Raw genomic sequence first — 20708 nt, 5'->3', positions numbered from 1 at the left:
GCGTCAGACCTCGACGCAGATGCTGACGTGGTCGTCGCCGTCGATCTCGAACTCCTCGACGAGCCGCAGCAGGCCCTCCCCGTCGAGCTCGACGCGGCTGCCGCCGGTGCCGCTGACCACGGTCCCGCCGTCGATCAGCTGGTGCACGAACGAGACCTGCAGGGCGTCGCCGGTGCGCGTGCCCACGAACCGGCCGAAGGTCACGGTGTCGCCGACGTAGTCGCCCCAGACCACTCCGTCGCGCTCGGAGTAGTGGAACCGCGACGGCGACTCCGGGTCGACCGCACTGTTGGTCGAGGAGGTCATCACGAACTCGCGGCCGTCGAGACTGGGGGCGGTGGTGGCGTCGTTCACGTCATGGAGTATGCCGGAGAGGCCGATGTGTCCTGGCCGCACGCCGGTTTCGTCTCGTTCTTCGGGTCCGCGGCCCCCGGGGCTGGACGAAAGCGCCGTGTGCGGGTCTCTCGACGGTCCATTCGTCTGCGATCCTCCGCCGCCCGTCCCGATCCACCGAGCGACTCCGGGATCGGACGGACGATCTCCGCGGACAGGCGGCGGCGAGGCGTCCGGACTTCCCTTGCCGCCTCGATACTCCATCGACTCGTCCGTGATCGGAAACTTTCCCGTACTCTCAGGACCCGTACGGGAAATGAACCGGGGGCTCATTCGCATCCGGTTCGAATTCGACATCTTGGGGGCGCAATGGATCCGCAGCAATCGGTGAACAGTGATCGCGCCGTGTGCGCCCACGCGAGGAGCGGCGGATGACCGGGTCGAGTGCGACCGGCGCCGTGGTGAAGCGCCCCGAGTCGCGGGAGTGGATCGACTTCGCCAAGGGCGTCGCGATCAGTCTCGTCGTGCTCTACCACTCGTCGTTGTTCCTGGGATTCTTCGGCCTCGAGGGGTACGTTCCGAAGCTCCGCACTGTGCTGCTCTACTTCCCCATGCCCGTGTTCTTCTTCATCGCGGGCCTCACGGCCGCCCGGATGCTGACGTGGACGTTCGCCGAGCTGTGGCGCCGCCGGGTCCTCGCGCTGGTGTACCTCTATCTGCTGTGGTCGTTCATCCGGGTCGTCTTCTACCTCATCGTCCCGTTCTCACGGTCGGAGGCCACCTCACCGACGGACCCGCTCAACGTGCTGGTGCTCCCCATCCTGCCGTCGAGCAGCTACTGGTTCATCTGGGCTCTCGCGATCTTCAGCATCCTCGCCTGGGCGATCCGCAAGGTGCCCCGGTGGATCCAGCTCTCTGTGGCCGGGCTGCTGTCCGTCGCGTCCACGACCACGGGCCTGCTGGACACCGACAACATCGGCTGGGACCGGGTGCTCCAGAACTTCATCTTCTTCCTCGTGGCGATGTTCATCCCCCGCACGTTCTACCGCTTCGCCGCCCGCGTGAAGGTCTGGCAGGCGCTCGCGCTCGCAGTGTCCTACATCGGCATCATCGCGGTGATCGTCGCCTTCGACGCCAACCGCATTCCGGGCGTCATCCTGATCGCCAGTTCGGTCGCGATCGTCCTGGGCATCGCCGGCTCCCAGTACCTCGTCAAGGTCCGCGCACTGAAGATCTTCGTCACCATGGGGCAGCAGAGCTTCCAGATCTATCTCCTGCACCTCTTCGTGATCGCTGTCGTCGTCGCGTTCGTCCCCCTGCTCGGCGAGACGAATGTCCCGACCGGCCCGGCGACGGTCTTCCCGTTCGCCCTGACGGTGTTCTCCCTCTGGGCGTCGCTGTTCCTCTTCCAGTCGCTGCGGCGCTTCTCCTGGTTGTGGGTGAGCCCGTTCAGCACCGGCAAGTCCCAGAAGAAGCGCCTCGCCGCCAAGGAGGCGAGATCGGCCGCGGTCCAGCCCACCGCGGTCGAGTCCGCAGCTCCTGTCGCCCCGGCCGATGAGCCCGCTGACGCGGGGACTGCGAGCAGACCGGAGAAGGACTGACCGGCGAGCACCTCCCGGGCGACTTCCCGGGCGACCCTTCTGCAGGCCCGAGTCGTCTCGGGCGCTGGTGAGTCCGCCTCAGACCGGCCCGGCCCGCGCTGCTCGGTCTCGGGTGAGCCGAGGGAGCAGTCGGACGAGGACGACCATGCCGACGAGTTCCACGAGGGTCTGCGTGACGACGACGACGGGCGCGAGCGACAGCGGTGCCGAGAGCGCGAGTGCGAGGGGCAGCACGACGAGCGAGTTGCGGGTCGCGCCGCTGAACACGAGGGCGCGCGTCGCGGGCACGTCGAGTCGGAAGACGCGTCCAGCACCCAGCCCCAGAGCGGTCATGACCACGAGGAATCCCGCGTAGAGCGGGACGAGAACGAGAAGCCGGCCGGCCGAGGCGCCCACGGCGCCGGACTGGGAGGCGACGACGGTGAAGAGCGTGGCCGTCATGAGCGGCACCATGAGCCCGAGCATCGTGGACTCGACGATCCGGCCGGACACGTGTCGGCGCGCCAGGGCCTGCACCAGCCCGGCCGCGGACAGCGGCACCACGATCAGCAGCAGGAACGCCCGCGCGAACGGACCGGCGTCGACCACCGCCACCCCCGCAGGACCGATGAAGAGCACCAGATACACGGGGAGGAGGAGGATCTGCGCGAGCATCAGCAGCGGTGCGGCGGCGAGCAGCCGGTCGGACGCCCCTCCGGCGAGCCCGGCGAACACGATCACGTAGTCGATGCACGGCGTCAGGAGCACCAGGAGGACCCCGAACAGCAGCACCGGAGTGTCGGCGACAAATCGGGACAGCCCGTAGGCGACGAGCGGCACGACGACGAAGTTCAGCACCCCGACCGCGGCGAGGAAGCGGCCGTCGCGCAGAGACCGTCCGATCGCGGCGAACGGGACACCGAGGAACGTGGCGAACAGCAGCAGCGCGAGCACCGGTTCGATCGCGACCTCGAGGTGGTGCGCGGCGGGCAGCAGCAGTCCGAGAGCGGCGCCGGCGGCGATCGCGGCGAGGTAGAGCGGGATCTGGCGGTGCTCGAGCCAGGCGACGAGCGCTCTCACGACAGCAGGTCGGCGAGAAGGAGGGGCACGGGTGCAACGGTAGAGGCTCGCCGCCCGGCTCACCGACGTGGCCGAGACCACCCGCGAACCGCCGGCGCTGACCTGATCGCGCGTCGAGCGGAAGCACCGCCGCACAGTGAGTCCGCTGACGACCGCGACCTGGCGCGCCCGGGCGGATGATGGTCGGGTGAACCGCACCGATCGTCTCTACGGGCTCGTCGAGGAGCTGCGGGCGGTCTCGCCCCGGCCGCGGAGCGCGCGCCGTCTCGCCGAGCGGTTCGAGGTGTCGGTGCGGACCATCGAGCGGGACCTGTCCGCGCTGCAGCAGGCGGGTCTGCCGATCTGGGCGGAGCCCGGCCGCACGGGCGGCTACGTCATCGACGCGTCGGCGACCCTCGGTCCGGCCGGGTTCACGCTGGAGGAGGCCGTCGCCGTGCTGATCGGCCTCAGCGCGCTGCGGCGCAGTCCGTTCCGGCAGGCGGTCCTGCCCGACGACGTGGCCGCCCGCGCCGGCGCGGTCGCCTCCCGGGTGCACTTCCTCGAGAGCGAGGAGGAGGCGCCCGTCCCGGCGGAGTTCGCGACGGCCCTCCGAGCGGATCGTGTCGTCCGGCTCCGCTACCGCGACAGCAGCGGTGCGGAGTCGGTCCGCGACGTCGAACCGCTGGGCTCGATCGGGAAGGAGGAGCACTGGTACCTGATCGCGTGGTGCCGGCTGCGCGAGGGGGTCCGGGCGTTCCGCGGCGACCGGATGCTGTCGGTCGAGGTGACCGACGAGCGGCCTCCGCAGCGCACCCTCCGAGCCGAGGACCTCGCGCTCCAGTACGGACGACTGCGGTCCGTCGTCGACGACTGACCCGCTCCGGGGACGCCGACGACCGCCGCGGACCTCGCGGAGACGAGGACGATCTGCGGAAACACCGACAGGACGGTGTCGCGACGACCGGCGAGCCTGGTGCCTCCACCTCGTCCCCGCCCCTGAAGGAGCCCCATGCCGTTCACCTCCCTCCGCCTCGTCACCGACGACCTCGACGGCCTCGTCGCCTTCTACGAGCAGGTCATCGGCCGTCCGGCCGAGCGCCCGGCGCCGGTCTTCGCGCAGTTCACGGGAGCGGGTGCGACCCTCGCGATCGCCCGCACCTCGACGGTCGCGATGCTCGACGGCGCCGTCGTCCCCGCGTCGAACCGCTCCGTCCTGCTCGAGTTCGAGGTGGCCGACGTCGACCGCGCCTTCGCCGAGCTCGCACCCCGGAGCGAGGACGTGGTGCTCCCGCCGAGCACCATGCCGTGGGGCAACCGCTCCGCCCTCGTCCGCGACCCGGACGGGAACGTCGTCAACCTGTTCAGCAGGCCCGCCGGCTGATCGGACGCACTCCGTCGGTCCGAGCACGCTCACGCCTGGCCGGTGGGACCCGACGGGGATCGCGGAGACCACCGGGGATCCTCTCTCGCGACGCGATCCTCCCGAGCCGGCGTGGCGTCGGGCCGACCGCGACCGGTCTGCGGTTCGCAGGCGGGAGCACGGCGACTCCGTCCAGCGTGACGTCCCGACCGCACTCCGACCGTCGGGACGGCCACCCGCCGCCGGCGTCCTCGGCGGTACCCTCGCGGCATGACCTTCGTGAACGTCGGCACCCTCCGGGCCGTCCCCGGCAGACGCGACGAGCTCGTCGCCGTCCTCACCGAGCACAACGACGACCTCGTCGACGCCGGCTGCCTGCTCTACGAGGTCGGGGTCGACGACGAGCAGCCCGACACCGTCTTCGTCGTCGAGCTGTGGGAGAGCGCCGAGGCGCATCGGGCCTCCCTCGCCCTCCCCCGGGTCCAGGCCGCGATCGCGACGGCGCGCCCGCTGCTCAGCGGCGCCTTCGGCGGCTACCGCTTCGACGCAGCAGGCTCTCCCCTCCGGAGCTGACTCGCGCCGAAGGCCTGCCGGCCGTCGGCACAGGCCGACCTGGAGTGAGCGGGCCGTCCGTCAACGGAAGACCTCTTCCTCTCCCGCCACCCCGACACCTCGAAGCGGAGCACCGTGATCAGCACGTTCCTCGTCGACCACGCCGCGCTCGTCCCGATCGCCTTCTGGATCGCGGTCGCGGTGGTCACGGCGATCGCCTGGCTGCTGCACCGGCGCGGCGCGGAAAGGTCTCTTCTCGTCCTCGCCGCGCTCGCCTTCGTCGTGGGGATCGCGCTGACCGTGTATCCGCCCGACGGGACGCCGCGGGTCTTCTGCACCGTGCAGTTCTCGGTGCCGTTCGACGGCATCGACACCCTCGCGAACATCGCGCTCCTGCTCCCCGGGGCCCTGCTGCTCGCGGTCGCGGTCGGCCGGCCCCTGCTCGTCGCCGCCGCCGTCTCCGGCCTGTCCGCCCTGATCGAGCTGGTCCAGGCGGGCGTTCCGGCGATCGGCCGCTCCTGCGACACGAACGACTGGTTCATGAACACCATCGGCGCACTCCTCGCCGCGCTCCTCGCCGCCCTGATCCTCACAGGGGAGAAGCGGCGCGGGCGTCGGCGAATGGTCCGCTGACACCGCCTGTCACGTCGCCCTGCTCTCGGCCGGGTGTCTCGGCGGCCGACATCAGCACGGGTCCGTCGATCCACGTCCCTGTGACGCGGACCTGCTCAGAGGACGGCCGACGCCACGGGTGCCGTCTCGGCGACGCCGAGGACGACCGGGCGCGACCGGGCGTCACCGGGTGCCGCGGTCGCGTCTGTCGACCGACCCAGGAGCTGTCAAGTCTCTCCCCCGACGGCCTCGGCGCTGCGCACGCTGGGGGCATGAAGCACCTCCTCTTCGCGAACAAGACGATGCTGGTCGGAGACGACGCGGCGGACGCTCTGGTCGAGTACGGCGTCGCCCTCGCCGTGAGCAGCACGGCGGACCGCGTGGAGTACACCGGCATCGGCGGCGACGGCGGCACCGTGCAGGCGGTGTTCCTGCTCAACGCCGGCGCCGCCCTGGTCGCCGAGACCACTCCCTCCGATCTCCCGGAGCCGGACAACACGGCCGAGGTCGCCCGCATCCGCGAACGCACCAGGACGCTCACGGGAGTGTTCCCCGTGCAGCCGAGCGAGGACGACGTCACCTTCGACGTCGAGCTCGAGCACGGCTTCGGGTACTGACCGGCCCGCCCATGCCCTCCCTCCACGCCTCCTGGCCGACGCTCTGACCGAGGACACGGACGACGCCGAGGTCCGTCGCTGAGCGGCGTCCCGCGCCCCGCTCACGCCGGGGACGATCGCCGTGCTACAGGCCGTCGGCTTCATCAGCGCAGCGCAGCGGGTCCCCGCCGACACGGCCCTCGGTCTCCTGCTGACGGCGGCGGAGCACGACCGGCGCGATCCGCCCGACGTGGCTCGCGATGTCCTCGCGCGCCGCCATCCCCTGGCCGATCCCGGTGACGATCGCGGCGCGTCGGTGACCCCGTGATCACCGCCCTTCCAGAGCCGTGGTCGGTCCGCCGCCGGAGGCGCTGTCTCCCGAGTCCGCGACGTGAAGCGCACCGCGCGCCGCCCGCCCCGCGCGCTGGATGCGCGCCCGCACCAGCCGCTGCAGCAGCGCGGGGTAGAGCTGGACGGCGATCGTCGACCCGAGCAGCCAGGCCGCGCCGCCCGTCGCACCCGTGACCGTCGCGGCGAGGGCGAGCGCGACTCCGACGGCCGTGCACGCGAGGTGCACCGCCTCGGAGCGGCGGGTGTGCTGATCGAGAGCGGTCAGTCCCGCGCGCGTGCCGTCGAAGCCGCGCTCGCGGGTGACGAGGCGGTTCCACCCGACGACGTCGAGCAGCCGGCCGAAGACGCCGACCCCGAGCGCTCGCAGCAGCGCCGGCTCGCGGCGACCCACGTCGAACCAGGACTGCTCGAGCGGACGCGTGCGCCCGCCGAAGGTCAGTGCCGCCCAGCTGGTGAGGACCATCTGCGCGACCGCGGCGAAGACCGGATGCGAGGGTCCGATCGCGGTCCAGCCGGCCGCGAGGAGGGCGGCCGCGAGGACGGTGGCGACGAGGATCCGGATCACGTCCGCTCCCTCCTGCTCGTGCTGCGGTGCTCGAGGCCAGTCCAGCAGATCCGCGGCATCCGTGCGCCGAGTCCTCCTCCGGACGCCCCGCGCCGGGCATCCACCGCCTTCTCGGCAGCGCTTCCTTGACACCGCCGCCGGCCGGTCATCATCATGCAGTCACGACCGGCGGCGGCGCGCCACCGGCGTCCCGACAGGAACGGTGCACCGATGCCCACCATGCTCTTCGTCAACCTGGCCGTCGCCGATCTCGCCCGGGCGAGGGCCTTCTACGAATCGCTCGGCTACTCGATCAACGAGGGCTTCAGCGACGAGAACGCCGTCAGCGTGGTGATCAGCGACACGATCACCGCGATGCTGCTCACGCGGGAGTTCTTCGCCGAGTTCACCAGCAAGCCGATCATCGACGCCACCACCTCGACCGAGGTGCAGCTCGCCCTCAGCGCCGACAGCAGGGAGGAGGTCGACACCCTCCACGGTAAGGCCCTCGCCGCGGGCGCGACCCCGGCCGGCGAGCAGGACCACGGGTTCATGTACTCGAAGAGCTTCGACGACCTCGACGGCCACCACTGGGACTTCGTCTGGATGCACCCGGCGGCCGCGGCAGGCGGTGCGCCGGAGCTGTCCGTCGAGGAGATCCGGGCGAACACGACGCACAACTGAGTCACGACCCGCGGACTCCGAGCGGTCGACGTCCACGACCCGCGACGGCGCGCCCTCGCAGTCACACTCCGTCACGATCCGGCGCGCACTCCCCTCGGCCTGACAGGCTCCCGGCATCCGCCTTCAGGGCGTCTGGACAGGAGCACACCGTGACGATCACTGCACCGGCGACCACCGCGACCACCGCTGCGGCGACCACCGCGACCTCGACCCCGGCGCCCGAAGACCGTGCCTCCGCGGCGGCCGGCTTCACCACGCGCCAGGTGCACGCCGGTGCCGCGCCCGACGGCGCCCACGGAGCGCGCGTCACGCCCGTGCACCTCAGCGCCGGCTTCGTGTTCGACAGCTTCGAGCACGCCCGCGAGCGGTTCGCCGGCGAGGACGAGGGCTTCCTCTACACCCGCAACGGGAACCCGACCACCGAGGAGGTCGAGCGTCGGCTCGCCGATCTCGAGGGCGGCGCCGAGGCGATCCTGGTGGCGAGCGGCCAGGCGGCCACCGCCTCCGCTCTCCTGGGGATCCTGCAGGCCGGCGACCGGGTGCTCTCGTCGCGCCGCTTGTACGAGGGCAACCGGGGGCTGCTGGTGCAGAACTTCGGTCGGCTCGGGATCGGCGTGGACTTCGTCGACGACGCGTCGGACCTCGGCGAGTGGGAGCGGCGGATCGGGCCCGACACCCGGGTCCTCTTCGGCGAGCCGATCCCGAACCCGAAGAACGATCTGCTGGACCTCCCGGCGCTGGCCGCGATCGCGCACCGGCACGGGCTCCCGTTCGTGGTCGACAACACGCTCGCGACCCCGTACCTCCTCCGCCCGATCGAGCACGGGGCCGACGTGGTCGTGCACTCGACCAGCAAGTTCCTCGCCGGGCACGGCTCCGCCCTCGGCGGCGTGATCGTCGACGCCGGCACGTTCGACTGGGCGGCGCGCCCCGCGCTCTTCCCGCACCTCAACCAGGAGGAGCGGTCGTTCGGCGGCCGCAGCTGGACCGAGCAGCACGGCCGGCGCGCCTTCGTCTCGTACACGCGGGACATCGTGGTCTCCCGCCTCGGACCGACGCCGTCACCGCTGAACTCCTTCCTGCTGCGGCAGGGCGTCGAGACGCTGTCGCTGCGGGTCGAGCGGCACTCCGCGAACGCCCTCGCCGTCGCCCGCTTCCTCGAGGGGCGGCCCGAGGTCGTGTCGGTCGACTACTCCGGCCTGGAGTCGAGCCCATCGTTCGCCCTCGCGCAGCGGCTGCTCCCCCGCGGGCAGGGCTCCGTCTTCTCCTTCACCGTGGCCGGAGGCGAGGCGGGCGCGGCCGCCTTCATCGACGCCGTCGAGCTGTTCAGCCACATGACCCACCTCGGCGACGTGCGCTCGCTGGTGCTGCATCCCGCGTCGACCACCCACGCCGGCCGCACCTCCGCCGAGCGGGCCGCCGCCGGCATCCACCCCGGGCTCCTCCGGCTGTCGATCGGGATCGAGGACGTCGACGACCTCCTCCGCGACCTCGAGCGCGGGCTCGCCGCGGTGCGCGCACACGCCCTCCCCGCGCTCGCGGAGGTGTGAGCGTGGCGCGCCGTCAGCACTTCGGCTGGTTCTTCTCCCGCGGCTTCGGACCGCAGGGCTGGGGGCACCCCTACCGGGAGTGGAACCACGACTGGACGAAGCCCGGCCTCTACCAGCAGTCGGCCCGCGAGCTGGAGCAGGCCGGCTTCGAGCTGATCGTGATGGAGGACGCCGTCTCGCTCGGCTCCCCGGAGACGCTCGACCTGCGGGTGCGGGGAGCGTACGGCGGGCCGAAGCACGATCCGCTCCTCCTGGCGCCGTACCTGTTCGCGGCGACCGAGCGGATCGGGCTGGCCCCGACGATCAACGCCGGCATCACGCCCCCGTACCTCGCCGCCCGGCAGGCGGCGACGCTGCAGCACCTCAGCTCCGACCGCTTCGGGATCAACCTGGTCACCGACGTCGGCAGCGCCCGTCACGTGGGCCTGGAGCCGCTGTCGCACGACGCGGCCTACGACCGGGCCGACGAGTGGATGGCGGTCGTCCGCCGGCTCTGGCACAGCTGGGGCGAGGGCGCGCTGGTCGCCGACCCCGAGTCGGGCCGCTACGCCGATGGCACCCGGATCGACGCGTTCCGCCACCGCGGGGAGCACTTCCGCGTGGACGGACCCCTGAACGCCGTCCCCTTCGAGAACGGCGACCCGATCGTCGTCTCCCCCGGCGGGTCTCCGCGCGGCCTGGCCTTCGCCGGCACGCAGTCGGACGTGCAGCTCACGCTCGCCCCTCTGGAGGCCCGGGCGGTGCGCGACTACCGGGCGCGCGTGCTCGCCGCGGCCGAGCAGCACGGGCGGACGGCGGACGACCTGCGCGTGCTCTTCGTCGTGAAGCCCGAGATCGTGTCGAGCCCGGAGGAGGCCGCGCGCGTCGTCGAGGCGTCGCGCCACCCCGACGAGGACGCGCTGCGGCGGATCGCGCTCGGCTGGTCGAGCGACCTGGAGACCGACCTCACCGGGCTGGACCTGGACCTCCCCGTCCCGCGGTCGGTGTTCGGCGAGCACGTCTCGCACGGCACCATCGCCGGCCTGTACGGCGGCACGGAGGACGCTCCGCTGCGGGAGCTGCTCACCAGGAAGGCGCGCAAGGGCCGCGTCGCCGAGCGCGCCGGCTTCGTCGGCACCGCGGAGGAGTTCGCCGACTTCGTCGAGGAGCTCGGCGACGACGGCGGCAGCGACGGGCTCCTCCTCTCCGGGGACCTGCACCCGGTCACCCTGCACCGGATGCTCGACGACCTCGTCCCCGTCCTGCGCCGCCGCGGGATCCTCCGCGACGAGCTCGCTCCCGGCGGGACCCGCGCCAACCTCTTCGGGACGTAGGGGACCCGCCCCGCCCCAGTCCCTCCTACCGATCGGCCGATCATGACGAACGAACCCGCCTTCAGCATCACCCTCACCCCCTTCGACGAGGACTACTCGCCGGCCCAGAGCTCCCGGATCACCACCAACTTCGCGAATCTGGCCCGCGGCGAGCGCCGCCGGGAGAACCTCCGGACCGCGCTGCGGATGATCGACGACCGGTTGAACGATCTCGTGCCGGGCGACGATCCGAGCCGCGGCCGCTACACGGTCGGGCTCGACATCGTCTCCGTCGGGCTGCGGCTCACCACGGACGGCGAGGACCGGGAGTTCCCCCTGCTGGAGGTCCTGCGCACCCGGATCCTCGACCGCCGCACCGGCCGATGTCAGCCGGGGACACTGGGGAACAACTTCTCCTCCTACCTCCGCGACCACGACTTCAGCGTGCGGCTGCCGGCGGTCAACGCCGCGCAGGCCGGCTTCACCGTCCCCGACGACTTCGGCGTCCTGCACGGCGCGCTCTTCCAGCACTTCCGGGACTCCGCGCAGTACGCGGAGCTCTCGTCGACGCCGCCCGTCATCTGCATCAGCGTCTCGACGAGCAGGACGTACCGGCGCACCGGGACCCTCCATCCGATCCTCGGCGTCGAGTACCGGCAGGACGAGCTCTCGCTGACCGACCGGTACTTCGCGGAGATGGGCCTCGGGGTCCGCTTCTTCATGCCGCCCGGCAGCACGGCGCCGCTCGCGTTCTACTGCGGCGGCGACCTGCTGGAGGACTACTCGGACCTCCAGCTCATCGCCACCATCAGCACGATGGAGACGTTCCAGAGGATCTACCGGCCCGAGATCTACGGCGCGCGCTCGGCCGCCGCCGACGTCTACCGGCCGGACCTGGAGCAGCAGGACTACGTGCGGCCCGCGGTCTCCTACGACCGCGAGGAGCGCGGCCGGCTCGCGGTCGAGCAGGGGCGGTTCGCAGAGGAGCACCTCATGAAGCCGCACGGGGAGCGGCTGCGGCAGTGGGCCGCCGGGTACGCGGGAGCGGTCCGATGAGCGCCCGCGGATCCTCGACGTCCCTCCCGCTCCTGCCCACCTCGATCGCCGGCAGCCTGCCGAAGCCGTCGTGGCTCGCGCAGCCGGAGACCCTGTGGTCCCCGTGGCGCCTGACCGGCGACGCCCTGGCCGAGGGCAAGCAGGACGCCCTGCGCGCCGCTGTCCACGAGCAGCACCACCGGGGCCTGGACATCGTCAGTGACGGGGAGCAGACCCGCCAGCACTTCGTCACGACGTTCATCGAGCACCTCACGGGCGTCGACTTCGAGCGGCGCGAGACGGTGCGCATCCGCGACCGGTACGACGCGAGCGTGCCGACCGTCGTCGGCGCCGTAGGGCTCGAGAGGCCCGTGTTCGCCGACGACGCCCGGTTCCTGCGCGAGCAGACCGATCAGCCGATCAAGTGGGCGCTGCCCGGCCCGATGACGATGATCGACACCCTCTCCGACCGGCACTACGGGAGCCGCGAGAAGCTGGCGTGGGAGTTCGCGACCATCCTCAACGAGGAGGCGCGAGCCCTCCAGGACGCCGGAGTCGACATCGTCCAGTTCGACGAGCCCGCCTTCACCGTCTTCTTCGACGAGGTGCACGACTGGGGTGTGGCCGCGCTGGAGAGGGCGGCGGAGGGACTCCGCATCGAGACCGCGGTGCACATCTGCTACGGCTACGGGATCAAGGCGAACACCGACTGGAAGGCGACCCTCGGGTCGGAGTGGCGGCAGTACGAGGAGTCGTTGCCGCTCCTCCAGCAGTCCTCGCTCGACATCGTCTCGCTGGAGAGCCACCACTCCCACGTGCCGATGGAGCTGATCGAGCTCGTCCGCGGCAAGAAGGTCATGCTCGGAGCGATCGACGTGGCGAGCGGGACCGTCGAGACGCCCGAGGAGGTCGCCGACACCCTGCGCCGCGCCCTCCGGTTCGTCGACGCGGACCTGCTCCTCCCCAGCACGAACTGCGGCATGGCGCCGCTGCCCCGCGACCTCGCCTGGGGGAAGCTCAGCGCGCTGAGCGCGGGAGCAGCGATCGTCCGCGAGGAGCTCGCGCCCTGACCGGCCTCCGGGGAGACGGGTCGCGGCCGGCCCGTCTCCCCGGAGGTCCCGCCCGCCTCACCCCTCCGCTCGCGCCTCCTGCGCCGCGATGTCCTTCATCGCCAGGTCCGCCCGGCGGAACTGGTCCGTCTCCGGAAGCGCGAGGTGCAGTCCGGCGACGGTCGTGAGCGAGACCGTCACCTCGGCCACGGTCACGTCGAGGACGTGCCCGCCCTTCTCGCGGGCGTCGTCGACGTAGTGCAGGTGGTACCCGGGGACCGACACGGCCTGCTCGAACTGCGGAGTGCGGAACCCCGCGATCGTGCCGCGGGTGTCGGCGATGCCGGTGACGCTCTGGTGGGCGGTCGCCTCGATCAGGGGCGGGTACGGCTCGGTCTGCGCGCCCACGGTCCGGGTTCGGACCTCGGTGAACCGGCCGTCGATCCGCAGGGCGACGGGGATGTTCCCGCCGTCGACCGCGTCGTCGATCAGCCGGGTGAGGCCGGCGAGACCGGTCGGCTCCTCCACCGTGAACGTCGTGGTCGCGTGGAAGGGCAGCACGGCGGCGAAGGGCGTCCGGTCGTCGCCGTCCGCGACCTGGACGGAGCCGTCGCTGCGCAGGTGGTAGCAGACGCCGTCGACGATCACCATCTCGCCGTCCAGGTGGTTGAAGGTGCCCAGCCCGAGGTCGCCGTGGGTGAGCAGCTCGCCGATCGTCAGGTCCCCGTCGTAGACCCCGGCCAGCAGGGCGGCCATGGTCGAGCTCTGGTAGATCGCGTAGTCGTCGGTCGAGTCGACCGTGTGCGTGCTCATTCGAAGGCGTCCTCGACCAGGTGGGCGGCGATGTCGACGTTGCGGCTGTAGTCCACCGCGACGTCGATGATCGAGACGCCCGGCTCGGCGAGGGAGGCGCGGAAGGCCTCCTCGAACTCGGCGAGGCCGCTCACCCGCCTGCCCGTGGCGCCGAACGCCGCGGCGAACTTCTCGATGTCGTAGTCGCCGAGCTGGACCCCGGACTTGCGGCCGTACTTCAGCAGCTGCTGGAAGCCGACCATGTCGTAGGTGTCGTCCCGCATGATCACGTGCGTGAACGAGAGGCCGAGCCGCGTCGCCGCCTCGATCTCCGTCGCGGAGAACAGGAACCCTCCGTCACCCGAGACGGAGACCACCGGGGTCCCGGGGCGCAGGAGGCTCGCCGCCATGCCCCACGGGAAGGAGACGCCGAGGGTCTGCTGCCCGTTCGAGAAGAGCAGGTGCTTGGGCTCGTACACGCGGAAGTGCCGGGCCATGAAGATGTAGTTCGAGCCGATGTCGCAGGCCACGGTGGCGTCGTCCGAGAGCAGGTCGCGCATCAGGAGCACGAGGCGGGCGGGATCGACGGTCCCGGGAGCCGCCTCGGCCGTCCGCGCCGCGTCGTCGATCCGCTCCAGCTCGCTCCGGTGCCGGGCGACCCGGTCGGCCGCGTCCTCGTCGAGCTGCAGGCCGGAGACGAGGGGCGTGAGGGCCGCGACCGTCTGCGCGAGATCGCCCTTCAGCTCCAGCGCCGGCAGGTAGTGGTTGTCCAGCGGGGCGTCGACGGAGTCGATGTGGACGATCCGACGGTCGACGTCGCTGTTCCAGATCACCGGGTCGTACTCGACGGCGTCGTAGCCGATCGCGACGACGAGATCGGACTCGGCGAGGGCGAGGTCGGCGGGCTGGTTCTTGAAGAGGCCGACGCGGCCCAGGTAGTGGTCCTCGAGCTCGCGGGAGACGAGGCCGGCCGCCTGGAACGTCTCGATCACCGGCAGCTCCGTCTCGCTGATCAGGGCCCGCAGGGCCGCGACGGTCTCCGGCTCCGACGCGCGGAGGCCCACGAGGAGGACGGGCCGCTCCGCGGTGTTGATCAGGTCGGCGGCGTGCGTGAGGTCCTCGGCGCGCGCCGGACCGCTCGTCGGCCCCGTGGCCGCCCGGGTGATGACCTGCGAGGTCGGCGCGGCCATCACGCTGGCCGACAGGACGACCGCCGCGGCGCCTCGGGGCTCGGTGACGGCGGCGCGGAAGGCGTTGCTGACCGCCTCCGAGACGTCGTCCGGATCCGTCGACTCGACCGTGTACTTCGTCACGGTGGTGAGGAAGGCGGCCGCATCCATCGACTGGTGCGTGCGCTTGAGGCGGTCGGAGAGCTGCACGGCCCCGGCGAGCGCGACGACCGGGTCCTGCTCCGTGTTGGCCGTGAGCAGGCCGGTGGCGAGGTTGGTCGTGCCGGGGCCGGAGGTCACGAGGACGACGCCCGGGCTGCCCGTCAGCCGTCCCACCGCGGCAGCCATGAAGGCGGCGTTCTGCTCGTGCCGGCAGACGATCAGCTCCGGCCCCTCGTCGGCGAGGACGTCGAAGACCGCGTCGATCTTCGCTCCCGGGATCCCGAAGACGTACTTCACGCCGTTGGCGGTCAGGGTCTCGATCACCCGCCGTGCACTGCGCGTCTCGACGTTCGGCTGCTCCATGGTCCGCTCCGCTCTCTCCTCGGTTGTACCGACGAGCGTAGGAACGGGGGCACCCGGAGCGACCCGGTCAGATGACTCGTTCCCACCGGTGCATCTCCGGCGGCGTACCGATCGCAGTGACGGAGCGCTCGGGCGGGACACGCTCGGCTCCCCCGCCGACGGTCTGCTCGGAGAGTCGTCCGACGCTCGCCGCGACGTCCCCGGTCGTGATGGACTTGCCCGCATGATGATCTCTCCGCGCGAGTCCGCGCACGACACGAAGGCAGGCGTCTGATGGCCGAGGAGCGCGCGATCCTCGCGGGCGGATGCTTCTGGGGGCTCCAGGAGCTCATCCGCGACATGCCGGGCGTCTTCAGCACCCGCGCCGGGTACGCCGGCGGCAGCACGCCGAACGCGACCTACCGCCACCACGGCGACCACGCGGAGGCGGTCGAGATCGAGTTCGATCCCGAGCAGCTCTCCTACCGCGACCTGCTCGAGTTCTTCTTCCAGGTGCACGACCCGACGACGAAGAACCGTCAGGGCAACGACATCGGCACGGCCTACCGCTCCGTGATCCTCTTCCTCTCGCCTGAGCAGGAGAGGGTCGCGCGCCAGACGATCACCGAGATCGACGCGTCGGGCCGCTGGCCCGGACCGGTCGTCACCGAGGTCGAGCCCGCCGGCGAGTTCTGGGACGCCGAGGAGGAGCACCAGGACTACCTGCGCAAGCACCCCGGCGGCTACACCTGCCACTGGGTCCGGCCGAAGTGGGCGCTCGACGCCTGATCCCGGTCACGCGGGACGCGGGGCCCCGGGCTCCGCTCCCGCGGGCACGGCTCGCGCGCGGTGCGCGAAGAGAAGCACGACGGCGACCGCCGAGAGCACCAGGGCCGGCGTCGGGGCCCAGGCCGGAGCGAGCGTCACGGTCGCCGCTCCGACGACGGCCCCGACCGCGAGGCTCGCGACGATGAGCGCCTGGACGGTCCTCGACCCGGACGAGCGCTCGGCGAGCTCCTGCATCAGGCTCGTGAGCGTGCCCGTGACGAACGTGGTCGTCAGGCCGGCGGCGCCGGAGATCCGCTTCGCGAGCACGGTCTGCATCCCCAGCGCCGCCGCGCTGGTCGCGATGAACGCGCAGTCCACGAGCAGCGACGTGCCGCCCTGCACCGTCGGCCAGGCGACCGCGACGGCGAGCTGCAGGACGACCCCCACGAGCGCGATCGCGCGGAGCGGACGTCTCCCGTCGCCGGTCGACGGCGTGCGCGCCCGGGTCGTGCGGAACCCGGCGTAGACCGCTCCGGCGAAGAAGACGATCGCCGTGACCGCTCCGGCCGCGGTCGTCAGCCAGGCGGAGCGGGGGTACAGCCCCAGCAGCACCAGGTTGCCCGTCATGTTCGCGGTGAAGATGCCGCCGAGCAGGAGGAACGCGAACGCGTCGGTCGCGCCCGAGGCGATGGCCAGCAGCACCAGGGCGAGCCTGAGGCGCGCGGGGCCGGTCACCGCCGTCACGCGCGGCCCTCACCCATGGAGCTGCCGCCAGGTGACGATCTGCTCGCCGCGGAGCTCGTAGCTCCCGAAGCAGCGGAGCCAGTGGCCCTCCCCCGTGTCCGAGCGGAGGTGCAGGGCGTGCTCGGTGAGGACGACGCTGCCGGCGACGGCGATCGTGACGAGGGCGATCCGGATCTCGGTGAACGCCCGGTGGACCTCGTCGCACATCTCGAGGACCCGCGCCCGCCCCGCGATCTCCTGCGAACTCGACGCGCTGTAGACGACCTCCGGATGCAGGAACGGGATGAGCTGGCGGCTGTCGCGAGCGCTCCACACCTCGAGGAAGTCGCGCACGACCAGCTCGTTCTCGATCATCGCGACGCCCCGCACCGACGCGTCCTGCCAGCTCTCGGCCATGGGTCCTCCCGCCGTCCCCGCACCGACACTCGTCGATGGCGACGAGCCTGCCCGAGAGCGCCCCGGGCGCCTACGCGTCGGATGACCCGATCTCCCCGCCGGCGGGCTCACCGCGCGTGGGCCGTCGCCAGCTCTCCCCAGTGCGTCGTCGCCCGGAGCGAGAGGGCGTCGCGCCTCATCGTCCACACCGGCCCCGTGCGGATGCCCGCCAGCCCGAGGCCGACCGCGGACCGGCCGTGGCGCTTCGTCACGGCGTCGATGGTGGCGCCGAGGCCCTTCGTGTCGAAGGCGGTGTCGAAGATCTCGAGCAGCGCGTGGGAGTTCCGCGGCGACAGGTTCGTGAGGATGACGCCGGCCCGCACGTAGCGCGCGCCCTCCCGCAGCCGCGGGCGCAGGGTGCCGATCGCGGCCCTCACCATCGCCACCGGGTCGTCCGTGGGGACGGGGAAGCCGGCCAGGCCGCCGGCGGACTCGTAGGGCGCGTCCGCGAACGGCGACGTCGACGCGAACGCGCTCATCGTCCTGGTGACCGACTCCTGAGCGCGGAGGCGGTGGGCGGCGCGCTGCGCGTAGACGGAGAGCACCTGCTCCATGTCGCTGATCGTCGTCACGGGAGTGGCGAACGACCGGGAGAAGATCAGCTGGTCGCGGACGGTGCGGGCGGCCTCGAGCGGGATGCAGTCGACGCCGCGCAGCTCGTAGACGGAGCGCTGCAGGACGACCGAGAACTTCTTGCGGATCAGCGCGGGGTCCGCGTCGCGGAGGTCGCGGACGGTGTGGATGGACAGCTCCGCGAGGCGCTTCCCGGTGCGGCCGGCGACGCCCCACAGCTCCGTCACGTGCTGCGAGGCCATGAGCGCATCGAGCTGCTCGGGCGTGTACCAGTCCGTGTCGCAGACCCCGCCGAGGCGCGGGTGCTTCTTCGCTCCGCCCTTGTTGACGAACTTCGCGAGCGTCTTACTCGGCCCGAATCCGACGCAGACGGGCAGCCCGACGTTCTTCGCGACCGCCGCCCGCATCGCCCGGCCGATCTTCGCCCGCTGCGCCACATCGCCGTCGATGCCGAGGAAGGACTCGTCGATCGAGTACACCTCCTGCCAGGCGGAGTAGCGGCCCAGCAGCTCCATGACGCGCGCGGACAGCTCGCCGTAGAGCTCGTAGTTGCTCGATCGGGCGATCACCTCCGGGAGGCGGCCCGAGCGGATCAGGGGTTCGATCTGGAACCAGGGCGTGCCGTTCTCGATCCCGAGCCTCTTCACCTCGTCGGAGCGGGCGACCACGCAGCCGTCGTTGTTCGAGAGGACGACGACGGGCCGGCCCGCGAGTCTCGGATCGAACAGCCGCTCGCAGGAGACGTAGAACGAGTTCACGTCGACCAGGGCGATGCGCCGCTCAGAGCGCACGGTGCAGCCGGTGGAGGCAGACGGTGACGACGCCCCACACCTGGAGGTCGCTCAGCTCGGCGACGTGGATCGGCGGGTACTCCGGGTTCTCGGCCCGCAGCACCACTCCCCCGGGGTGCAGCTCGAGGCGCTTGACGGTCAGCTCGCCGTCCAGGATCGCGATGACGACGCTCCCGTGCGTCGGCGTGATCGACCGGTCGACCACGAGTTCGTCGCCGTCGCTGATGCCCGCGCCGACCATGCTCTCGCCCGAGACGCGGACGATGAACGTCGACGTCCTGTCGCGGATCAGGTGGTCGTTGAGGTCGAGGGACCCGTAGAAGTAGTCCTGCGCCGGCGACGGGAACCCCGCCGCCACCGCCTCGCTGGTGACGAGGAAGGTGACGGCGACGGCGTCCGAGGCCGGAGTCGCGATGCGCTCCACGACGGTCACGCTCATGGTCGGCTCCCTCCTCATCGCATCGAACGTGTGTTCGAACGCGTCCGAGTGTAGGTCGGGGGCACCGACATTCGGGAGGCGCTCGGCGCTGTCCTGGACCGCCGGCGCGGAGGATCACCGGCGACGCCGCTGGGAGCACGGAGGAGTGGCGCGTCGGCCGACGCGAGTCCAGCCTCCCTGGAGCCTTCTCCGGCACGATCCGACCTCATCCCCTCGGAAGGAGCTCCTCTCATGCGCGCATCCCGTCCTCTTCCCGGCGACCCCTGGCCGTCGGAGATGGTCATCACGGTCGAGGACAACCCCGCGGCGCTGCTCGAGCTCCTCTGGATCCGCGAAGCGTGGGGCTTCACTCCGGCGGGCGACGGGCCGCCGCCGCTCGAGCGGTCCCCGGAACGGGTCGGGTCGGCGGAGCCCGGCGCCGACGAGCAGCGCGCCTGGCCTCAGCTGTGGCAGGACTGCGTCGAGCATCTGGCGGTCGAGACCGGCCCGCTACTCCGGCAGCTCTCCAGCACCGCCGACGGATCGCTCGAGCGCGCACGCCTCCTCGACCTCGCTCGCGGCCCCGGCTGGCGCGAGCGCTTCGGCGACGACTCCCTCGGAGCCCCCTTCCGCGCCTGGCACGACGAGCTGCGGTCCGCCCGGATGGACGCGCGGGACGTCCCGCTGGACGCCGCCCCGGAGCGGCGCTGCCTCGGCTCCCTCGTCCCCGCCTGGGAGGCCGGACTGAGGACGGTGGTCACCCTCCCCTGCCGCGGCGAGTACACCCGCGCTGTCTCCGGCTCGGTGCTGATCCTGACCGACAGCGACCACCGGGACCCGGACCGCTACGGCGCCGCGCTCCGAAAGTTCGCCGACGGCTCTCTGGAGTGACGGGGCACGGATCTCCGCATCGGATGAACGCTCGCGCGCTCCGGACGGTATCCCCCTCCGAGCCGCCGATCTCCGGCGACCGCAAGTCTCGAGGAGTGCACGATGACCAGGAACATCAGAGTCGGTATCGCAGCTGTCGCCGTCGCGGGCGTGATGGCGGTGGCACCCGTGCTCGCCGGTGCGAGCAGCGTCGCTCCCGCCGCGGCGACCAGCGACTCCAGCAGCGCGTCGGACAGGAACCTGATCAACGCGGTCCGCTCCGTAGCGGCGAAGCTGCGGGTCGTCGGACTCTCCGACGGCGGCACGAAGCTCGTGCAGTTCAACCCGACCAAGCCCGGCAAGGTCACGAACCGCGTCGCCGTCACCGGCCTCACCGGCGGCGACACCGCGCTCATCGGCATCGACTACCGGGTCCAGGACGGCGCCCTCTACGGCGTCGGCGACAACGCGGCGAGCGCCGGCGTCTACTCCATCAACCCGTCCACCGGCGTGGCCACCCAGGTGACCCGTCTCACCGTGGCGCTGAGCGGCACCTCCTTCGGCGTCGACTTCAACCCCGCCGCGAACGCGCTCCGCGTGGTCAGCGACACGGGCCAGAACCTCCGTCAGCCGTTCGCCACCGCGGGCGCCGCGACGGTCGCCGACGGCACGCTCAGCTACGCCGCGCCCGCCGTGGCCACCGGTGTCGCCGGGGCCGCGTACACGAACAACGACCTCGACGCGAACAGCGCGACCACCCTGTTCGTCCTCGACACGGCCCTCGACCAGATCGCCATCCAGTCCCCGGCCAACGCCGGCACCCTGGCGCCGACCGGGAAGCTCGGCCTCGACGCAGTGGGTGCGACCGGCTTCGACATCTACTCCGTCCTCCGCAACGGCAGCTCCATCGGCTCGGTCGGCCTCGCCGCCGTCAACGGGTCGCTCTACGAGATCGGACTGCTGAACGGCACGGCGACTCCGCTCGGCGCCATCGGCGCGGACGTCACGGACATCGCCGTCCCGCTCGTCCAGCGCTGACCCGAAAGG

The 20708-nt window shown here is 71.8% G+C and carries 24 protein-coding genes; 15 read left to right on the top strand and 9 right to left on the bottom strand.

The window, feature by feature from the left end; genetic code table 11:
- Nucleotides 1-3: 3 nt before the first annotated feature.
- Entirely contained in the window at nt 4-354 is a 351-nt protein-coding gene (locus C5D04_RS00225; RefSeq protein WP_258060307.1) for a hypothetical protein, read from the bottom strand.
- Between the two features lie 410 nt (nt 355-764).
- On the opposite strand from C5D04_RS00225, the gene C5D04_RS00220 reads away from it, so the two are divergent.
- On the top strand, nt 765-1934 hold the full coding sequence (locus C5D04_RS00220; protein WP_104250843.1) for an acyltransferase family protein: 1170 nt from the start codon (nt 765-767) through the stop codon (nt 1932-1934).
- Nucleotides 1935-2012: 78 nt separating this feature from the next.
- Here C5D04_RS00220 and C5D04_RS00215 read toward each other — a convergent pair whose 3' ends face one another.
- A complete protein-coding gene (locus C5D04_RS00215) occupies nt 2013-2993 on the bottom strand; it encodes an arsenic resistance protein (RefSeq protein ID WP_104347004.1) in 981 nt (326 codons plus the stop codon).
- A gap of 187 nt (nt 2994-3180) precedes the next feature.
- On the opposite strand from C5D04_RS00215, the gene C5D04_RS00210 reads away from it, so the two are divergent.
- The 6 genes from C5D04_RS00210 to C5D04_RS18070 all read left to right on the top strand — a co-directional run bounded on the left by C5D04_RS00210 (nt 3181) and on the right by C5D04_RS18070 (nt 6420).
- Nucleotides 3181-3846: a YafY family protein gene (locus C5D04_RS00210; protein WP_104347003.1), complete on the top strand. Its 666-nt coding sequence runs from the start codon at nt 3181-3183 to the stop codon at nt 3844-3846.
- Nucleotides 3847-3981: 135 nt separating this feature from the next.
- Nucleotides 3982-4353 (top strand): VOC family protein, encoded by a 372-nt coding sequence (locus C5D04_RS00205; protein ID WP_104347002.1) that lies wholly within the window; start codon nt 3982-3984, stop codon nt 4351-4353.
- Between the two features lie 249 nt (nt 4354-4602).
- Nucleotides 4603-4905 carry a putative quinol monooxygenase gene (locus C5D04_RS00200; RefSeq protein WP_104347001.1) on the top strand — a complete coding sequence of 101 codons (303 nt, stop codon included), beginning with the start codon at nt 4603-4605 and terminating at the stop codon, nt 4903-4905.
- Nucleotides 4906-5019: 114 nt separating this feature from the next.
- Entirely contained in the window at nt 5020-5517 is a 498-nt protein-coding gene (locus C5D04_RS00195) for a VanZ family protein (protein ID WP_104347000.1), read from the top strand.
- A gap of 251 nt (nt 5518-5768) precedes the next feature.
- Entirely contained in the window at nt 5769-6113 is a 345-nt protein-coding gene (locus tag C5D04_RS00190; RefSeq protein WP_104346999.1) for a hypothetical protein, read from the top strand.
- Between the two features lie 121 nt (nt 6114-6234).
- The gene (locus tag C5D04_RS18070) at nt 6235-6420 is read left to right on the top strand and encodes a hypothetical protein (protein ID WP_104346998.1); all 186 of its coding nucleotides are present in this window, start codon (nt 6235-6237) and stop codon (nt 6418-6420) included.
- Here C5D04_RS18070 and C5D04_RS00180 read toward each other — a convergent pair whose 3' ends face one another.
- Entirely contained in the window at nt 6421-7008 is a 588-nt protein-coding gene (locus C5D04_RS00180) for a hypothetical protein (RefSeq protein WP_104250853.1), read from the bottom strand.
- 210 nt (nt 7009-7218) lie between these two features.
- Here C5D04_RS00180 and C5D04_RS00175 point away from each other — a divergent pair, with 210 nt between their 5' ends.
- From C5D04_RS00175 to C5D04_RS00155, 5 genes are all read left to right on the top strand, one after another.
- Nucleotides 7219-7671: a VOC family protein gene (locus C5D04_RS00175; RefSeq protein WP_104346997.1), complete on the top strand. Its 453-nt coding sequence runs from the start codon at nt 7219-7221 to the stop codon at nt 7669-7671.
- Nucleotides 7672-7934: 263 nt separating this feature from the next.
- Nucleotides 7935-9221: an O-acetylhomoserine aminocarboxypropyltransferase/cysteine synthase family protein gene (locus C5D04_RS00170; RefSeq protein WP_104347037.1), complete on the top strand. Its 1287-nt coding sequence runs from the start codon at nt 7935-7937 to the stop codon at nt 9219-9221.
- A gap of 2 nt (nt 9222-9223) precedes the next feature.
- Nucleotides 9224-10534 (top strand): LLM class flavin-dependent oxidoreductase, encoded by a 1311-nt coding sequence (locus C5D04_RS00165; protein WP_104346996.1) that lies wholly within the window; start codon nt 9224-9226, stop codon nt 10532-10534.
- 42 nt (nt 10535-10576) lie between these two features.
- Nucleotides 10577-11569, top strand: a complete 993-nt coding sequence (locus C5D04_RS00160) for a putative oxygenase MesX (protein ID WP_104291814.1) — start codon at nt 10577-10579, stop codon at nt 11567-11569.
- A complete protein-coding gene (locus C5D04_RS00155) occupies nt 11566-12618 on the top strand; it encodes a methionine synthase (RefSeq protein ID WP_104226544.1) in 1053 nt (350 codons plus the stop codon). Before C5D04_RS00160 ends, C5D04_RS00155 begins: the two co-directional genes overlap by 4 nt.
- Nucleotides 12619-12675: 57 nt before the next feature.
- Here C5D04_RS00155 and budA read toward each other — a convergent pair whose 3' ends face one another.
- Both budA and alsS read right to left on the bottom strand, forming a co-directional pair.
- Entirely contained in the window at nt 12676-13410 is a 735-nt protein-coding gene (gene budA / locus C5D04_RS00150; protein WP_104226545.1) for an acetolactate decarboxylase, read from the bottom strand.
- Nucleotides 13407-15083, bottom strand: coding sequence for an acetolactate synthase AlsS (gene alsS, locus C5D04_RS00145; RefSeq protein WP_104346995.1), 1677 nt, complete (start codon nt 15081-15083; stop codon nt 13407-13409). Before alsS ends, budA begins: the two co-directional genes overlap by 4 nt.
- Before the next feature lie 273 nt (nt 15084-15356).
- Between alsS and msrA the strand changes: the two genes are divergently transcribed.
- Nucleotides 15357-15851: a peptide-methionine (S)-S-oxide reductase MsrA gene (msrA, locus tag C5D04_RS00140; RefSeq protein WP_104226547.1), complete on the top strand. Its 495-nt coding sequence runs from the start codon at nt 15357-15359 to the stop codon at nt 15849-15851.
- Nucleotides 15852-15857: 6 nt separating this feature from the next.
- Here msrA and C5D04_RS00135 read toward each other — a convergent pair whose 3' ends face one another.
- From C5D04_RS00135 to C5D04_RS00120, 4 genes are all read right to left on the bottom strand, one after another.
- Nucleotides 15858-16574 (bottom strand): YoaK family protein, encoded by a 717-nt coding sequence (locus tag C5D04_RS00135; RefSeq protein ID WP_104346994.1) that lies wholly within the window; start codon nt 16572-16574, stop codon nt 15858-15860.
- 9 nt (nt 16575-16583) lie between these two features.
- Nucleotides 16584-16970 carry a nuclear transport factor 2 family protein gene (locus tag C5D04_RS00130; protein ID WP_104247117.1) on the bottom strand — a complete coding sequence of 129 codons (387 nt, stop codon included), beginning with the start codon at nt 16968-16970 and terminating at the stop codon, nt 16584-16586.
- Between the two features lie 107 nt (nt 16971-17077).
- Nucleotides 17078-18373 carry a Y-family DNA polymerase gene (locus tag C5D04_RS00125; protein ID WP_104346993.1) on the bottom strand — a complete coding sequence of 432 codons (1296 nt, stop codon included), beginning with the start codon at nt 18371-18373 and terminating at the stop codon, nt 17078-17080.
- A complete protein-coding gene (locus tag C5D04_RS00120; RefSeq protein WP_104346992.1) occupies nt 18363-18812 on the bottom strand; it encodes a LexA family transcriptional regulator in 450 nt (149 codons plus the stop codon). The genes C5D04_RS00125 and C5D04_RS00120 overlap by 11 nt, the downstream gene beginning before the upstream one ends.
- Nucleotides 18813-19043: 231 nt before the next feature.
- Here C5D04_RS00120 and C5D04_RS00115 point away from each other — a divergent pair, with 231 nt between their 5' ends.
- Complete coding sequence (locus C5D04_RS00115; protein WP_104346991.1) at nt 19044-19682, top strand: hypothetical protein; 639 nt, start codon at nt 19044-19046, stop codon at nt 19680-19682.
- Between the two features lie 102 nt (nt 19683-19784).
- On the top strand, nt 19785-20699 hold the full coding sequence (locus tag C5D04_RS00110; RefSeq protein WP_219813981.1) for a DUF4394 domain-containing protein: 915 nt from the start codon (nt 19785-19787) through the stop codon (nt 20697-20699).
- The last annotated feature ends 9 nt before the right edge of the window (nt 20700-20708 follow it).

It is taken from the genome of Rathayibacter sp. AY1D2, from assembly GCF_002932695.1.
Lineage (GTDB): Bacteria > Actinomycetota > Actinomycetes > Actinomycetales > Microbacteriaceae > Rathayibacter.
The sequence above is the reverse complement of the archived record's forward strand: the minus strand, read 5'-3'. Positions and strand labels throughout refer to the sequence as shown.

What these genes read in the sequence shown, in the direction of transcription:
- C5D04_RS00115 (WP_104346991.1), top strand. Translation starts at nt 19,044, where the DNA reads ATGCGCGCATCCCGTCCTCTTCCCGGCGACCCCTGGCCGTCGGAGATG.
- C5D04_RS00120 (WP_104346992.1), bottom strand. Translation starts at nt 18,812, where the DNA reads ATGAGCGTGACCGTCGTGGAGCGCATCGCGACTCCGGCCTCGGACGCC.
- C5D04_RS00160 (WP_104291814.1), top strand. Translation starts at nt 10,577, where the DNA reads ATGACGAACGAACCCGCCTTCAGCATCACCCTCACCCCCTTCGACGAG.
- C5D04_RS00190 (WP_104346999.1), top strand. Translation starts at nt 5,769, where the DNA reads ATGAAGCACCTCCTCTTCGCGAACAAGACGATGCTGGTCGGAGACGAC.
- C5D04_RS00220 (WP_104250843.1), top strand. Translation starts at nt 765, where the DNA reads ATGACCGGGTCGAGTGCGACCGGCGCCGTGGTGAAGCGCCCCGAGTCG.
- C5D04_RS00110 (WP_219813981.1), top strand. Translation starts at nt 19,785, where the DNA reads ATGACCAGGAACATCAGAGTCGGTATCGCAGCTGTCGCCGTCGCGGGC.
- msrA (WP_104226547.1), top strand. Translation starts at nt 15,357, where the DNA reads ATGGCCGAGGAGCGCGCGATCCTCGCGGGCGGATGCTTCTGGGGGCTC.
- C5D04_RS00130 (WP_104247117.1), bottom strand. Translation starts at nt 16,970, where the DNA reads ATGGCCGAGAGCTGGCAGGACGCGTCGGTGCGGGGCGTCGCGATGATC.
- C5D04_RS00200 (WP_104347001.1), top strand. Translation starts at nt 4,603, where the DNA reads ATGACCTTCGTGAACGTCGGCACCCTCCGGGCCGTCCCCGGCAGACGC.
- C5D04_RS00175 (WP_104346997.1), top strand. Translation starts at nt 7,219, where the DNA reads ATGCCCACCATGCTCTTCGTCAACCTGGCCGTCGCCGATCTCGCCCGG.
- alsS (WP_104346995.1), bottom strand. Translation starts at nt 15,083, where the DNA reads ATGGAGCAGCCGAACGTCGAGACGCGCAGTGCACGGCGGGTGATCGAG.
- C5D04_RS00155 (WP_104226544.1), top strand. Translation starts at nt 11,566, where the DNA reads ATGAGCGCCCGCGGATCCTCGACGTCCCTCCCGCTCCTGCCCACCTCG.
- budA (WP_104226545.1), bottom strand. Translation starts at nt 13,410, where the DNA reads ATGAGCACGCACACGGTCGACTCGACCGACGACTACGCGATCTACCAG.
- C5D04_RS00205 (WP_104347002.1), top strand. Translation starts at nt 3,982, where the DNA reads ATGCCGTTCACCTCCCTCCGCCTCGTCACCGACGACCTCGACGGCCTC.